Genomic DNA, 14,400 nt, shown 5'->3' with positions numbered 1-14,400 from the left:
ATGGCAGACTATCAGGGTAGAAAAGTCGTCATCATCGGGTTGGGCCTCACCGGCCTGTCCTGTGTCGATTTCTTCATGGCGCGCGGCGTGACGCCGCGCGTGATGGATACCCGTATCGCGCCGCCAGGGTTGGACAAACTGCCTGAAAGCGTGGAGCGCCATCTGGGCGATCTGAACCAGGACTGGCTGCTGGCGGCGGATCTGATCGTCGCCAGCCCGGGCGTCGCGCTGGCGACCCCGGCATTGAGCGCCGCGGCTGACGCCGGCGTGGAAATCGTCGGCGACGTCGAACTGTTCTGCCGCGAGGCGCAGGCGCCGATCGTGGCGATTACCGGCTCCAACGGCAAGAGCACCGTCACCACCCTGGTGGGCGAGATGGCGAAAGCCGCCGGTTGGGCGGTGGGCGTGGGCGGCAATATCGGCCTGCCGGCGCTGAGCCTGTTGCGCCAGGAATGTCAGCTTTACGTGCTGGAGCTGTCCAGCTTCCAGCTGGAAACGACGTATAGCCTGCGGGCGGCGGCGGCGACCATCCTGAACGTGACCGAAGATCATATGGATCGCTATCCGTTCGGCCTGCAGCAGTATCGCGGTGCCAAGCTGCGCGTGTATGAAAACGCCGCCGTGTGCGTGGTGAACGCGGACGATGCGCTGACCATGCCGGTGCGCGGCGCCGACGAACGCTGCGTCAGCTTCGGGGCGGACGTGGGCGACTATCACCTGAACCGTCAGCAGGGCGAAACCTGGCTGCGGGTGCGCGGTGAGAAGGTGCTGAACACGCGCGAGATGAAGCTGACCGGCCGCCACAACTACACCAACGCCCTGGCGGCGCTGGCGTTGGCGGATGCGGTCAATATCCCGCGTGCCTCCAGCCTGAAGGCGTTGACCACCTTCACCGGCCTGGCGCACCGCTTCCAGCTGGCCTGGGAGAACAACGGCGTGCGTTGGATCAACGATTCCAAAGCCACCAACGTCGGCAGCACCGAAGCGGCACTGAACGGCCTGCAGGTGGACGGCACGCTGCATCTGCTGCTGGGCGGCGACGGCAAGTCCGCCGATTTCTCGCCGCTGGCGCGCTATCTGCAGGGCGACAACGTGCGGCTGTATTGCTTTGGCCGCGACGGCGCCCAGCTGGCGCAGCTGCGGCCGGAAGTGGCGACGCTGACCGAGACCATGGAGCAGGCAATGCGCACCATCGCCGGCCGCGTACAGCCCGGCGATATGGTGCTGTTGTCGCCGGCCTGCGCCAGTCTCGATCAGTTCCGTAATTTTGAAGTGCGCGGCGATGAGTTCGCCCGCCTGGCGCAGGAGCTTGGCGGATGAAACTACGCTTGCCGAACTTCGGGCTGACAGAACGGCTGAAAGACTGGGTGACCGGCGCGCGCGACAACGACGCGGTCAACATGGTGCTGTACGATCGCACCCTGCTGTGGCTGACCTTCGGGTTGGCGATCATCGGCTTCGTGATGGTGACCTCGGCGTCGATGCCGATCGGCCAACGCCTGGCGGACGATCCGTTCCTGTTCGCCAAACGCGATGCGCTGTACCTCGGCCTGGCGTTCGGCCTGTCGCTGGTGACGCTGCGCATCCCGATGGAAGTTTGGCAGCGCTACAGCAACGTGATGCTGCTGATGTCGATCGTGATGCTGCTGATCGTCCTGGTGGTGGGGAGCTCGGTGAACGGGGCCTCGCGCTGGATCGCGCTCGGCCCGCTGCGTATTCAGCCGGCGGAGCTGTCCAAGCTATCGCTGTTCTGCTACCTGGCGAGCTATCTGGTGCGCAAGGTGGAAGAGGTGCGCAGCAACTTCTGGGGCTTCTGTAAGCCGATGGGCGTCATGGTGGTGCTGGCGGTGCTGCTGCTGGCGCAGCCGGATCTCGGCACCGTGGTGGTGCTGTTCATCACCACGCTGGCGATGCTGTTCCTGGCCGGCGCGAAAATGTGGCAGTTCCTGGCGATCATCGGCTCCGGCGTGTTCGCCGTGGTGCTGCTGATTATCGCGGAACCGTACCGTATGCGCCGCGTGACCTCGTTCTGGAACCCGTGGGCCGACCCGTTCGGCAGCGGCTACCAGTTGACCCAGTCGCTGATGGCGTTCGGCCGCGGCGAGTTCTGGGGGCAGGGGCTCGGCAACTCGGTGCAGAAACTGGAGTATTTGCCGGAAGCGCACACCGACTTCATCTTCTCCATTTTGGGTGAAGAACTGGGCTATATCGGTGTGGTTTTAGCCCTGTTAATGGTATTCTTCGTCGCTTTTCGCGCGATGTCCATCGGGCGCCGCGCGCTGGAGATCGACCAACGCTTCTCCGGCTTCCTGGCCTGCGCGATCGGCGTGTGGTTCAGCTTCCAGGCGCTGGTTAACGTCGGCGCCGCCGCGGGCATGCTGCCGACCAAAGGTCTGACGCTGCCGCTGATCAGTTACGGCGGCTCGAGCTTGCTGATTATGTCGACGGCGATTGTGCTGTTGCTGCGAATTGATTATGAAACGCGCCTGACCAAGGCTCAGGCGTTTGTGAAGAGGTAAGGGATGAGCGGGAAACCTAAGCGTTTAATGGTGATGGCAGGCGGTACCGGCGGGCACGTGTTCCCGGGGCTGGCGGTCGCGCATCATCTGATGGCGCAGGGCTGGCAGGTGCGCTGGCTCGGAACCGCAGACCGAATGGAAGCCGATCTGGTGCCGAAGCACGGGATCGAGATTGATTTTATCCGCATCTCCGGCCTGCGCGGCAAGGGCCTGAAGGCCCAGTTGACGGCGCCGCTGCGGATCTGGCAGGCGGTGCGGCAGGCGAAAGCCATCATGCGCAGTTATCAGCCGGATGTGGTGCTGGGGATGGGCGGTTACGTTTCCGGCCCCGGCGGCCTGGCGGCCTGGCAGTGCGGCATCCCGGTGGTGCTGCACGAGCAGAACGGCATCGCCGGCTTGACCAACCGCTGGCTGGCGCGCATCGCCGCCAAAGTGATGCAGGCCTTCCCCGGCGCGTTCCCGAACGCCGAGGTGGTGGGCAACCCGGTGCGCACCGACGTGTTGGCGCTGCCGTTGCCGGCGGAGCGGTTGCAAGGGCGCGAAGGCCCGATCCGCGTGCTGGTGATTGGCGGAAGTCAGGGCGCCCGCGTGCTGAATCAGACAGTTCCTGAAGTCGCGGCGCGTTTGGGCGATAGAATTACGCTCTGGCATCAGGTTGGCAAGGGCGCGCTGGAAACGGTGTTGCGCGACTACGAGAGGGTAGGGCAGACGCAGCACAAGGTGACCGAGTTCATCGACGACATGGCCGCCGCCTATGCCTGGGCCGACGTGGTGGTCTGCCGCTCCGGCGCGTTGACCGTCAGCGAAATCGCGGCGGCGGGGCTGCCGGCGATTTTCGTGCCGTTCATGCACAAGGATCGTCAACAGTACTGGAACGCACGCCCGCTGGAAGAAGCCGGCGCGGCGAAGATTATCGAACAGCCGCAGTTCAACGCCGATGTGGTGGCCGAACTGCTGGCGAGCTGGGATCGCAAGACGCTGCTGGCCATGGCCGAGAAAGCGCGCGCGGTCGCCATTCCGGACGCCACCGAGCGCGTGGCGGCGGAGCTGGTGCGGCTCGCCAAGTAACGAGTGCAGGGGTTCGGCGCGCCGAACCTGAATAAAAGCAATGTGATGTAGGCCGGTATACCGGATCCGGATTAGAGAGAGTGATGAATACACAACAACTGGCGAAACTACGTACTATCGTGCCCGAGATGCGTCGCGTCCGGCACATTCACTTTGTCGGCATCGGTGGCGCCGGCATGGGTGGTATCGCCGAAGTGTTGGCAAACGAAGGGTATCAGATCAGCGGCTCCGACCTGGCGCCAAATCCGGTGACCCAGCAGTTGAGCGCGCTCGGGGCGACGATTTATTTCAATCACCGTCCGGAAAACGTGCTGGATGCGAGTGTGGTGGTGGTATCTACCGCCATCTCCGCCGACAACCCGGAGATCGTCGCCGCCCGTGAAGCGCGCATCCCGGTGATCCGCCGCGCTGAAATGCTGGCGGAGCTGATGCGTTTTCGCCACGGCATCGCTATCGCCGGCACGCACGGCAAAACCACCACCACGGCGATGGTCTCGAGCATTTACGCCGAAGCCCGCCTGGACCCGACCTTCGTTAACGGCGGGCTGGTTAAGGCGGCGGGCACCCACGCACGACTGGGGTCCAGCCGTTATCTGATCGCGGAAGCGGATGAGAGCGATGCGTCGTTCCTGCATCTGCAGCCGATGGTGGCCGTGGTCACCAACATCGAAGCCGACCACATGGACACCTACCAGGGCGACTTCGAGAACCTGAAGCAGACGTTTATCAATTTCTTGCACAACCTGCCGTTCTACGGTCGCGCGGTGATGTGCATCGACGATCCGGTGGTGCGTGAGCTGCTGCCGCGCGTGGGTCGTCATATCACCACCTACGGCTTCAGTGAAGATGCCGATGTGCGCATCGAAGACTACCGGCAGATTGGGCCGCAGGGGCACTTTACCCTGAGCCGTCAGGACAAACCGTTGCTGACGGTGACGCTGAACGCGCCGGGCCGCCACAATGCGTTGAACGCAGCGGCGGCGGTGGCGGTAGCGACCGAAGAAGGCATCGACGACGAAGATATCCTGCGCGCGCTGGCGGGCTTCCAGGGCACCGGGCGCCGCTTCGATTTCCTCGGAGAGTTTCCGCTGGAGCCGGTCAACGGCAAAGCGGGCAGCGCGATGCTGGTGGACGATTACGGCCACCATCCGACCGAAGTGGACGCCACGCTGAAGGCGGCGCGCGCCGGTTGGCCGGACAAGCGTCTGGTGATGATCTTCCAGCCGCACCGCTACACGCGTACCCGCGATCTGTACGACGATTTCGCCAACGTGCTGTCGCAGGTGGATGTGCTGCTGATGCTCGACGTGTACGCCGCCGGCGAAGCGCCGATCCCGGGCGCGGACAGCCGCTCGCTGTGCCGCACCATCCGCAGCCGCGGCAAGCTGGATCCGATCCTGGTTTCCGATGCCGATACCGTGCCGGAAACCCTGGCGCAGCTGCTGCAGGATGAAGACCTGGTGCTGGTGCAAGGCGCCGGCAACGTGGGCAAAATCGCCCGTAAACTGGCCGAGCTGAAGCTGCAGCCGCCGAAGAAAGAGGAGGAGCACCATGGCTGATAAAGTTGCAGTTCTGCTGGGCGGCACCTCCGCTGAACGTGACGTTTCTCTGCAGTCCGGCGCCGCGGTGCTGGCCGGGTTGCGCGAAGCCGGTATCGATGCGCACGGCGTCGATACCCGCGATTTCCCGGTGACCCAGCTGAAAGAGCAGGGGTTCACCAAAGTGTTTATCGCGCTGCACGGCCGCGGCGGCGAGGACGGCACCCTGCAGGGGCTGCTGGAGTTCCTCGAGTTGCCTTATACCGGCAGCGGCGTGATGGCCTCGGCGCTGACCATGGACAAATGGCGCACCAAGATGGTGTGGCAGTCGATGGGCTTGCCGGTGGCGCCTTACGTGGCGCTGAATCGCCAGCTGTATCTCGGCGCCGAAAAAGCGGCGCTGCTGGCGCGCGTGGCGGATCTCGGTCTGCCGGTGATCGTCAAGCCGAGCCGTGAAGGCTCCAGCGTCGGCATGAGCAAGGTCACCGAAAGCGCGGCGTTGGCAGCGGCGTTGGAAGAAGCCTTCCGCCATGACGACGATGTGCTGGTGGAGAAGTGGTTGAGCGGCCCGGAATACACCGTGGCGATGCTGGGCGATCAAGTGTTGCCGTCGATCCGTATCCAGCCGGCCGGCGTGTTTTACGACTATCAGGCCAAGTACATTTCGGACGACACGCAGTACTTCTGCCCGAGCGGTTTGAGCGCCGAGCAGGAAGCCGAGATGGCGGCGTTGGCGCTGCGCGCCTACCGCGGTCTGGACTGCAGCGGCTGGGGCCGCGTCGATGTGATGCAAGACAGCGATGGCAGCTTCTATCTGCTTGAGGTGAACACCTCTCCGGGCATGACCAGTCATAGCCTGGTGCCGATGGCGGCGCGCCAGTTTGGATTAAGCTTCTCGCAGCTAGTGGCGAGAATTTTGGAGTTGGCCGACTGATATGTCGCAAGCTGCCCTGAATGCGCGCGATCGCGAGGTGGATAACGGCCCGCGCCGCAGCAATGGAACCCAGTTGGCGGGAATGATTTTCCTGCTGATGGTGTTGGGAACGGTCGTGTGGAGCGGTTGGGCGGTGCTTGGCTGGATGAAAGACGCCAGTCGCCTGCCGCTCTCAAGGCTGGTGGTGACCGGCGAACGCCATTACACCACCAACGATGATATTCGTCAGGCGATCCTGGCGCTGGGCGCGCCCGGCACCTTTATGACGCAGGATGTGGACGTCATCCAGCAGCAGATCGAACGTCTGCCGTGGATCAAGCAGGCCAGCGTGCGCAAACAATGGCCAGATGAGCTGAAGATCCATCTGGTGGAGTATGTCCCGGTGGCGCGCTGGAACGATTTGCACATGGTGGACGCCGAGGGCAAAGCGTTCAGCGTGCCGGCGGAGCGGGCGGGCAAGCAGAAGTTGCCGCTGCTCTACGGGCCGGAAGGGAGCGAGCAGGATGTGTTGGAAGGCTATCGGGCGATGAGCGCCACGTTGGCGGCCAGCAAATATACGCTGAAAATGGCGGCGATGACCGCGCGCCATTCCTGGCAGCTGGCGCTGGACAACGATGTCCGGCTTGAGCTGGGGCGCGATGACCGCAACGGGCGTTTGCAGCGGTTTATCGAGCTTTACCCGGTATTGCAGCAGCAGGGCCAGGCGGAGAGCAAGCGTGTCAGCTATGTCGATTTGCGCTACGAGTCCGGCGCTTCGGTAGGGTGGGCTCCGGTGTTGGTCGATCCGCAGGCGCTTGGCGGTCAGCAAAACAGTAATCAGCAACAGAATCAGGCACAGGCAAAACAACAATGATCAAGTCGACGGACAGAAAACTGGTAGTTGGACTGGAGATCGGTACTGCAAAAGTCTCCGCGTTGGTAGGGGAAGTTCTGCCCGATGGCATGGTCAACATTATCGGGGTGGGCAGCTGCCCGTCTCGCGGCATGGATAAGGGCGGCGTAAACGACCTGGAGTCGGTGGTGAAGTGCGTACAGCGCGCCATCGATCAGGCCGAGCTGATGGCGGACTGCCAGATCTCGTCGGTGTACCTGGCGCTGTCGGGCAAACACATCAGCTGCCAGAACGAAATCGGCATGGTGCCTATCTCGGAAGAGGAAGTGACGCAGGACGACGTGGAGAACGTGGTGCACACCGCCAAATCGGTGCGCGTGCGTGACGAACACCGCATCCTGCACGTGATTCCTCAGGAATACGCCATCGATTATCAGGAAGGCATCAAAAACCCGGTTGGGCTGTCCGGCGTGCGCATGCAGGCCAAGGTGCATCTGATTACCTGCCATAACGATATGGCGAAGAACATCGTCAAGGCCGTGGAACGTTGCGGCCTGAAAGTTGACCAACTTATTTTCGCCGGTTTGGCCGCGAGCTACGCGGTGCTGACCGAAGATGAACGCGAACTCGGCGTTTGCGTGGTGGATATCGGCGGCGGCACCATGGATATGGCGGTGTACACCGGCGGTGCGCTGCGCCACACCAAAGTGATCCCTTACGCCGGGAACGTGGTCACCAGCGATATCGCTTACGCCTTCGGCACGCCGCCGACCGACGCGGAAGCGATTAAAGTTCGACACGGTTGTGCGCTTGGGTCGATTGTTAGCAAGGATGAGAATGTAGAGGTGCCTAGCGTCGGGGGACGTCCTCCGCGCAGTCTGCAAAGACAGACGCTGGCTGAAGTCATTGAGCCACGCTACACCGAACTGTTGAATCTGGTTAACGATGAAATTTTGCAATTGCAGGAGCAACTGCGTCAGCAAGGGGTGAAGCATCATCTGGCGGCCGGTATCGTGCTGACCGGTGGCGCCGCCCAGATTGATGGCCTGGCAGCCTGTGCGCAACGGGTGTTCCACACCCAGGTACGCATCGGCCAACCCTTGAACATCACGGGTCTGACGGATTATGCGCAGGAGCCTTACTACTCGACGGCGGTAGGTCTGCTGCACTATGGAAAAGAGTCTCACCTGAGCGGTGAGACAGAAGTAGAAAAACGCGCCTCGGTGGGCAATTGGTTTAAACGCATCAATAGCTGGCTGAGAAAAGAGTTTTAATGTTTCAACAAAGAGATCATGCTGAGTAATCTTTTTATGATCTCGCAGCGACAGGCACAAAACGGAGAGAAACTATGTTTGAACCAATGGAACTAACCAATGACGCGGTGATTAAAGTCATCGGCGTCGGCGGCGGCGGTGGCAACGCCGTTGAACACATGGTGCGCGAGCGCATCGAAGGTGTTGAATTCTTCGCTGTGAACACGGACGCCCAGGCGCTCCGCAAAACGGCGGTTGGCCAAACCATCCAGATTGGTAGCGGTATTACCAAAGGTCTGGGTGCGGGCGCGAACCCGGAAGTGGGTCGCAATTCAGCGGAAGAAGACCGCGAAGCCCTGCGCGCAGCGCTGGACGGCGCAGACATGGTCTTCATCGCAGCCGGCATGGGCGGCGGCACCGGTACCGGTGCGGCGCCAGTGGTGGCTGAAGTGGCTAAAGATTTGGGTATTCTGACCGTGGCCGTGGTGACCAAGCCTTTCAACTTCGAAGGCAAAAAGCGCATGGCATTCGCGGAGCAGGGTATCGCTGAACTGTCCAAACACGTGGACTCACTGATCACCATCCCGAACGACAAGCTGTTGAAAGTTCTGGGGCGCGGCATTTCCCTGCTGGACGCGTTCGGCGCGGCCAACGACGTGCTGAAAGGCGCGGTGCAGGGTATCGCCGAGCTAATCACCCGTCCGGGCCTGATGAACGTCGACTTCGCCGACGTGCGCACCGTGATGTCCGAAATGGGCTACGCGATGATGGGTTCCGGTGTGGCTTGCGGTGAAGACCGCGCCGAAGAAGCGGCCGAAATGGCGATCTCCAGCCCACTGCTGGAAGACATCGACCTGTCCGGCGCGCGCGGCGTACTGGTCAACATCACCGCCGGCTTCGACCTGCGTCTGGATGAGTTCGAAACCGTGGGTAACACCATTCGTGCGTTCGCTTCCGACAACGCCACCGTGGTTATCGGTACCTCGCTGGATCCGGAAATGAACGACGAACTGCGCGTAACCGTGGTTGCAACCGGTATCGGTATGGACAAGCGTCCTGAAATCACCCTGGTGACCAATAAGCAGGCCAGCCAGCCGGTGATGGATCACCGTTATCAGCAGCACGGCATGTCGCCTCTGCCGCAGGAAGTGAAACCTGCCGCGAAGGTGGTCAACGACCAAGCTGCGCAGCCGAATAAAGAGCCCGATTATCTTGATATTCCAGCCTTCCTGCGTAAACAGGCAGACTAAGAATATCCTGAGAATTTGGAATCTCCGCTCTTTGTGCTAAACTGTCCCGCCAGCCATGCTGTATGCTTGGCTGGTAGGATGGATAACATTGCGAGATAAAACGATGATCAAACAAAGGACATTAAAACGTATTGTTCAGGCGACTGGCGTCGGTTTGCATACCGGCAAGAAAGTCACGCTGACAATGCGCCCAGCGCCGGCTAATACCGGGGTCATCTATCGTCGCACTGACTTGAATCCACCGGTTGATTTTCCGGCTGATGCAAAATCCGTGCGTGATACCATGCTCTGTACTTGCCTGGTGAATGAGCATGACGTGCGTATTTCGACCGTTGAGCATCTTAACGCCGCGCTGGCTGGGCTGGGCATCGACAACATCGTCATCGAAGTCGACGCCGCTGAAATCCCAATCATGGACGGCAGCGCCAGTCCGTTCGTGTTCTTGCTGCTGGATGCCGGCATCGAAGAACTGAACTCGGCGAAGAAATTCCTGCGTCTGAAAGAGACCGTACGCGTTGAAGATGGCGACAAGTGGGCCGAGCTGTCCCCGCATAACGGGTTCCGCCTGGACTTCACCATCGACTTCAACCACCCGGCCATCGACGCCAGCTCTCAGCGCTATCGTCTTGATTTCTCGGCTGAGTCGTTCGTGCGTCAAATCAGCCGCGCGCGCACCTTCGGGTTCATGCGTGATATCGAATACCTGCAGTCCCGCGGCCTGGCCTTGGGCGGCAGCTTCGACTGCGCCATCGTGGTAGACGACTACCGCGTGCTGAACGAAGACGGTCTGCGTTTCGAAGACGAATTCGTACGTCACAAAATGCTGGACGCCATCGGCGACCTGTTCATGTGCGGCCACAACATCATTGGCGCGTTCACCGCGTTCAAGTCTGGCCACGCGCTGAACAACAAACTGCTGCAGGCCGTGCTGGCCAAGCAGGAAGCGTGGGAATACGTGACCTTCCAGGACGAAGCCGAAATGCCATTGGCATTCAAGGCACCGTCTACCGTATTGGCGTAAGGTCTGCATTCCTCACCTGCGAATAACGGCAGGCGCATCCCCTGAGAGCCTGAGAATTCAGGCTCACGATGGTGTGATGTCGGCTGTTCGGTATTTTGCAGTTTGTGTCGCTGATTACTTATCACGACTGGTTGTGTTGGTACCCTCTCCGGCCAATGCAGCCAGCCGTTCCAATATCTTGCGCAGTTTCTCCGGGCTACGGCTCGCCAATCCCCTCAGCTCTTCCGCACTCTCCAGACTCAAATGCCGCATCGGCACGGGTTTTTCCGGCGCTTTTTCGGCGTTTTGCACCTGGTTGCTGCCTTTCGCCATCAAGGCCGGATTAATCCTGATGTCGATCGACGACAATGATGGTAGAATTTGCGCTCGTAGTGCAGACAGCAAAGCGGGTTGTTCGTAGCGCAAGCGCATCATCCAACTGGCATTTGCCGTTTCGAGCACTAAAATACCCTGTCGGAAATTCGCGACGCGGCACCAGGGATGCAGGGGAGCGGGCAACAGGCCCTTCACTGCACGGTTAAGCTTGAGCAGCGCCACCGCGCGTTGCTGGACGTTATGCAGCGGCCCTTTGCTGCCGGCAGACGCGTCGTCGAACAGGACATCTAATAATTGTGGACGGCTATCGCGCATAATGGGCTCCGGCGGATTATAAACTCGTGATCGGTATTCTAAATCGTTGGCGACAATTTGGCAGACGTTATTTCTGGCCCCATCTCCTGTTAGGGATGGTTGCGGCCACGCTTGGCGCGCCTTCCAATTTGTCCGGCGCACCCGATCAGGCCGCATTGCCGAGCACATCGTCCAGCCTTAACCGGCAAAATTCGGCCAACGGCACCTTCAACAGCCTGGCCCTGCTGCAGGACGCGCATCGCCGTCCTACCTTCAGCGTAGATTATTGGCAGCAACATGCGCTGCGCACCGTCATTCGTCACCTCTCTTTCGCGCTGGCGCCGCAGGCGGTTTATGCGCGGGTGCAGGAGAGCGAAGCCGAAGCGGAACCCCCTTTGCAGGTAGCGCAACTGGCGCTGCTTTCTACTCTCAACGCGCTGCTGACGCACGAGCCGAAGCCGCCGACCATCATTCGCCACACCCACCTTGAGGTGCTGCCAACGCTGGCGCGGCACCAGACCGGCCTGTGGGTGGCGCAGGTGCAGGGCATTCGCGCCGGGCCCGTCGCCCTCGTCTGATCTCGCCCTTTGGGCACAAAAACCATAAATAATAGCAAGTTGACTGCCGCGCTCGGCGGTCATGACAGAGATATCAAACATCATGTTAGTGAAATTATTAACCAAAGTTTTTGGCAGCCGTAACGATCGTACCCTGCGCCGCATGCGCAAAGTGGTTGAGCAGATCAACCGCATGGAACCGGACATGGAAAAGCTGTCCGATGACGAGTTGAAAGCGAAAACCAACGAATTCCGCGCGCGCCTGGAGAAGGGCGAATCGCTGGAAAGCCTGATCCCGGAGGCCTTCGCCGTGGTGCGTGAGGCGAGCAAGCGCGTGTTCGGCATGCGTCACTTTGACGTGCAGCTGCTGGGCGGCATGGTACTGAACGACCGCTGCATCGCCGAGATGCGCACCGGTGAAGGTAAAACCCTGACCGCGACGCTGCCGGCTTATCTGAACGCCCTGAGCGGCCGCGGCGTGCACGTCGTGACCGTCAACGACTATCTGGCGCAGCGCGACGCCGAAAACAACCGTCCGCTGTTCGAGTTCCTCGGTCTTAGCATCGGCATCAACCTGCCGGGCATGCCGGCGCCGGCCAAGCGCGAAGCTTACGCCGCCGACATCACCTACGGCACCAACAATGAGTACGGCTTCGACTACCTGCGCGACAACATGGCGTTCAGCCCGGAAGAGCGCGTGCAGCGCAAACTGCACTATGCGCTGGTGGATGAGGTGGACTCCATCCTGATCGATGAAGCGCGTACACCGCTGATCATCTCCGGCCCGGCAGAAGACAGCTCCGAGATGTACATCAAGGTCAACAAGCTGATCCCTAAACTGATCCGCCAGGAAAAAGAAGACTCCGACACCTTCAAAGGTGAAGGGCACTTCTCGGTGGACGAGAAGGCGCGTCAGGTACACCTGACCGAACGCGGCCTGATCCTGATTGAAGAGATGCTGGTGGAAGCCGGCATCATGGATGAAGGCGAATCGCTATACTCGCCGACCAACATCATGCTGATGCACCACGTTACCGCCGCGCTGCGCGCTCACGTGCTGTTCACCCGCGACGTGGACTACATCGTGAAAGACGGCGAGGTGATCATCGTCGATGAGCACACCGGCCGTACCATGCAGGGCCGCCGCTGGTCCGACGGTCTGCACCAGGCGGTGGAAGCCAAAGAAGGCGTGGAGATCCAGAACGAGAACCAGACGCTGGCTTCGATCACCTTCCAGAACTACTTCCGTCTGTACGAGAAGCTGGCCGGGATGACCGGTACCGCCGATACCGAAGCCTTCGAATTCAGCTCGATCTACAAGCTGGACACGATCGTGGTGCCAACCAACCGTCCGATGATCCGTAAGGATATGCCGGATCTGGTGTACATGACCGAGAAAGAGAAGATCGGCGCCATCATTGAAGACATCCGCGAACGTACCGCCAAAGGCCAGCCGGTGCTGGTGGGGACCATCTCGATCGAGAAATCCGAAGTGGTGTCCCGAGAGCTGACCAAAGCGGGCATCGACCACAAAGTGTTGAACGCCAAATTCCACGCCATGGAAGCGGACATCGTCGCCCAGGCCGGCCAGAGCGGTGCGGTGACCATCGCCACCAACATGGCGGGCCGTGGTACCGATATCGTGCTGGGCGGCAGCTGGCAGGCCGAAGTGGCGCTGCTGGAAGAACCGACCGAAGAGCAGATCGAAGCCATCAAAGCCGCCTGGAAAGAGCGCCACGACGCGGTGCTGGCGGCGGGCGGCCTGCATATCATCGGCACCGAGCGCCATGAATCGCGCCGTATCGATAACCAGCTGCGCGGCCGTTCCGGTCGTCAGGGCGACGCCGGTTCATCCCGCTTCTACCTGTCGATGGAAGATGCCCTGATGCGTATCTTCGCCTCGGATCGCGTGTCCGGCATGATGCGTAAACTGGGCATGAAAGAAGGCGAAGCGATTGAGCACCCGTGGGTGACCAAGGCGATCGCCAACGCGCAGCGCAAAGTGGAAAGCCGCAACTTCGATATCCGTAAGCAACTGCTGGAATACGACGACGTCGCCAACGATCAGCGCCGCGCCATCTACAGCCAGCGTAACGAATTGCTGGACGTGTCCGACGTGAGCGAAACCATCGCCAGCATCCGCGAGGACGTGTTCAAGAGCACCATCGACAACTACATCACGCCGCAGTCGCTGGAAGAAGAGTGGGACATTCAGGGGCTGGAAGAGCGTCTGAAGAACGACTTCGATCTGGAGATGCCGATCGCCCAGTGGCTGGACAAAGAGCCGGAGCTGCACGAAGAGACGCTGCGCGAACGCATTCTGGAGAACGCCAAAGAGCAGTACCTGCGTAAGGAAGAAGTGGTCGGCAGTGAAATGATGCGCAACTTCGAGAAGGGCGTGATGCTGCAGACGCTGGATTCCCTGTGGAAAGAGCACCTGGCGGCGATGGACTACCTGCGTCAGGGCATCCACCTGCGCGGCTATGCGCAGAAGGATCCGAAGCAGGAGTACAAGCGCGAATCCTTCAACATGTTCGCCACCATGCTGGAATCGCTGAAATATGAAGTGATCAGTGTGCTGAGCAAGGTACAGGTGCGGATGCCGGAAGAGGTGGAAGCGCTGGAACAGCAGCGCCGTGAAGAGGCCGAGCGTCTGGCGCAGCAGCAACAGCTGAGCCACCACGACGAGAACGCGCTGGTGACCGAAGATCCGAACGCGCCGGCGACCGCCGAGCGCAAAGTGGGCCGCAACGATCCTTGCCCATGCGGTTCCGGCAAGAAATACAAGCAGTGCCACGGCCGCCTGCAGTAATGCCGGC

General features: G+C 60.9%; 12 protein-coding genes. 11 read left to right on the top strand and 1 reads right to left on the bottom strand.

Features of this window, described 5'->3' with window-relative positions; translation table 11 throughout:
* The 9 genes from murD (at position 1) to lpxC (ending at position 10,415) form a co-directional block, all read left to right on the top strand.
* A complete protein-coding gene (gene murD / locus ACJ8M3_RS14495; RefSeq protein WP_033641855.1) occupies positions 1-1,320 on the top strand; it encodes a UDP-N-acetylmuramoyl-L-alanine--D-glutamate ligase in 1,320 nt (439 codons plus the stop codon).
* Positions 1,317-2,519, top strand: coding sequence for a cell division protein FtsW (gene ftsW, locus ACJ8M3_RS14490; protein ID WP_015376649.1), 1,203 nt, complete (start codon positions 1,317-1,319; stop codon positions 2,517-2,519). The genes murD and ftsW overlap by 4 nt, the downstream gene beginning before the upstream one ends.
* 3 nt (positions 2,520-2,522) lie before the next feature.
* On the top strand, positions 2,523-3,587 hold the full coding sequence (gene murG / locus ACJ8M3_RS14485; RefSeq protein WP_004932773.1) for an undecaprenyldiphospho-muramoylpentapeptide beta-N-acetylglucosaminyltransferase: 1,065 nt from the start codon (positions 2,523-2,525) through the stop codon (positions 3,585-3,587).
* An 83-nt stretch (positions 3,588-3,670) separates the two neighbouring features.
* Entirely contained in the window at positions 3,671-5,146 is a 1,476-nt protein-coding gene (murC, locus tag ACJ8M3_RS14480; RefSeq protein WP_025301571.1) for a UDP-N-acetylmuramate--L-alanine ligase, read from the top strand.
* Positions 5,139-6,059: a D-alanine--D-alanine ligase gene (locus ACJ8M3_RS14475; RefSeq protein WP_033651670.1), complete on the top strand. Its 921-nt coding sequence runs from the start codon at positions 5,139-5,141 to the stop codon at positions 6,057-6,059. Before murC ends, ACJ8M3_RS14475 begins: the two co-directional genes overlap by 8 nt.
* A 1-nt stretch (position 6,060) precedes the next feature.
* Positions 6,061-6,912 carry a cell division protein FtsQ gene (gene ftsQ, locus ACJ8M3_RS14470; protein ID WP_004932761.1) on the top strand — a complete coding sequence of 284 codons (852 nt, stop codon included), beginning with the start codon at positions 6,061-6,063 and terminating at the stop codon, positions 6,910-6,912.
* Positions 6,909-8,165: a cell division protein FtsA gene (ftsA, locus tag ACJ8M3_RS14465; RefSeq protein WP_004932758.1), complete on the top strand. Its 1,257-nt coding sequence runs from the start codon at positions 6,909-6,911 to the stop codon at positions 8,163-8,165. The genes ftsQ and ftsA overlap by 4 nt, the downstream gene beginning before the upstream one ends.
* A 74-nt stretch (positions 8,166-8,239) precedes the next feature.
* Positions 8,240-9,394, top strand: coding sequence for a cell division protein FtsZ (gene ftsZ, locus ACJ8M3_RS14460; RefSeq protein ID WP_004932757.1), 1,155 nt, complete (start codon positions 8,240-8,242; stop codon positions 9,392-9,394).
* A 103-nt stretch (positions 9,395-9,497) separates the two neighbouring features.
* Complete coding sequence (gene lpxC, locus ACJ8M3_RS14455; protein WP_004932754.1) at positions 9,498-10,415, top strand: UDP-3-O-acyl-N-acetylglucosamine deacetylase; 918 nt, start codon at positions 9,498-9,500, stop codon at positions 10,413-10,415.
* A 114-nt stretch (positions 10,416-10,529) separates the two neighbouring features.
* Here the strand turns inward: lpxC and ACJ8M3_RS14450 are convergent, their stop codons facing one another.
* Positions 10,530-11,045: a DUF721 domain-containing protein gene (locus ACJ8M3_RS14450; protein ID WP_004932751.1), complete on the bottom strand. Its 516-nt coding sequence runs from the start codon at positions 11,043-11,045 to the stop codon at positions 10,530-10,532.
* A gap of 26 nt (positions 11,046-11,071) precedes the next feature.
* Between ACJ8M3_RS14450 and secM the strand changes: the two genes are divergently transcribed.
* Entirely contained in the window at positions 11,072-11,602 is a 531-nt protein-coding gene (gene secM / locus ACJ8M3_RS14445; RefSeq protein ID WP_033641856.1) for a secA translation cis-regulator SecM, read from the top strand.
* A gap of 82 nt (positions 11,603-11,684) precedes the next feature.
* A complete protein-coding gene (gene secA / locus ACJ8M3_RS14440; protein ID WP_042783690.1) occupies positions 11,685-14,393 on the top strand; it encodes a preprotein translocase subunit SecA in 2,709 nt (902 codons plus the stop codon).
* Positions 14,394-14,400: the final 7 nt, after the last annotated feature.

The organism is Serratia sp. CY55921, assembly GCF_052167655.1.
Classification (GTDB): Bacteria; Pseudomonadota; Gammaproteobacteria; order Enterobacterales; family Enterobacteriaceae; genus Serratia; species Serratia ureilytica.
The sequence above is the reverse complement of the archived record's forward strand: the minus strand, read 5'-3'. Positions and strand labels throughout refer to the sequence as shown.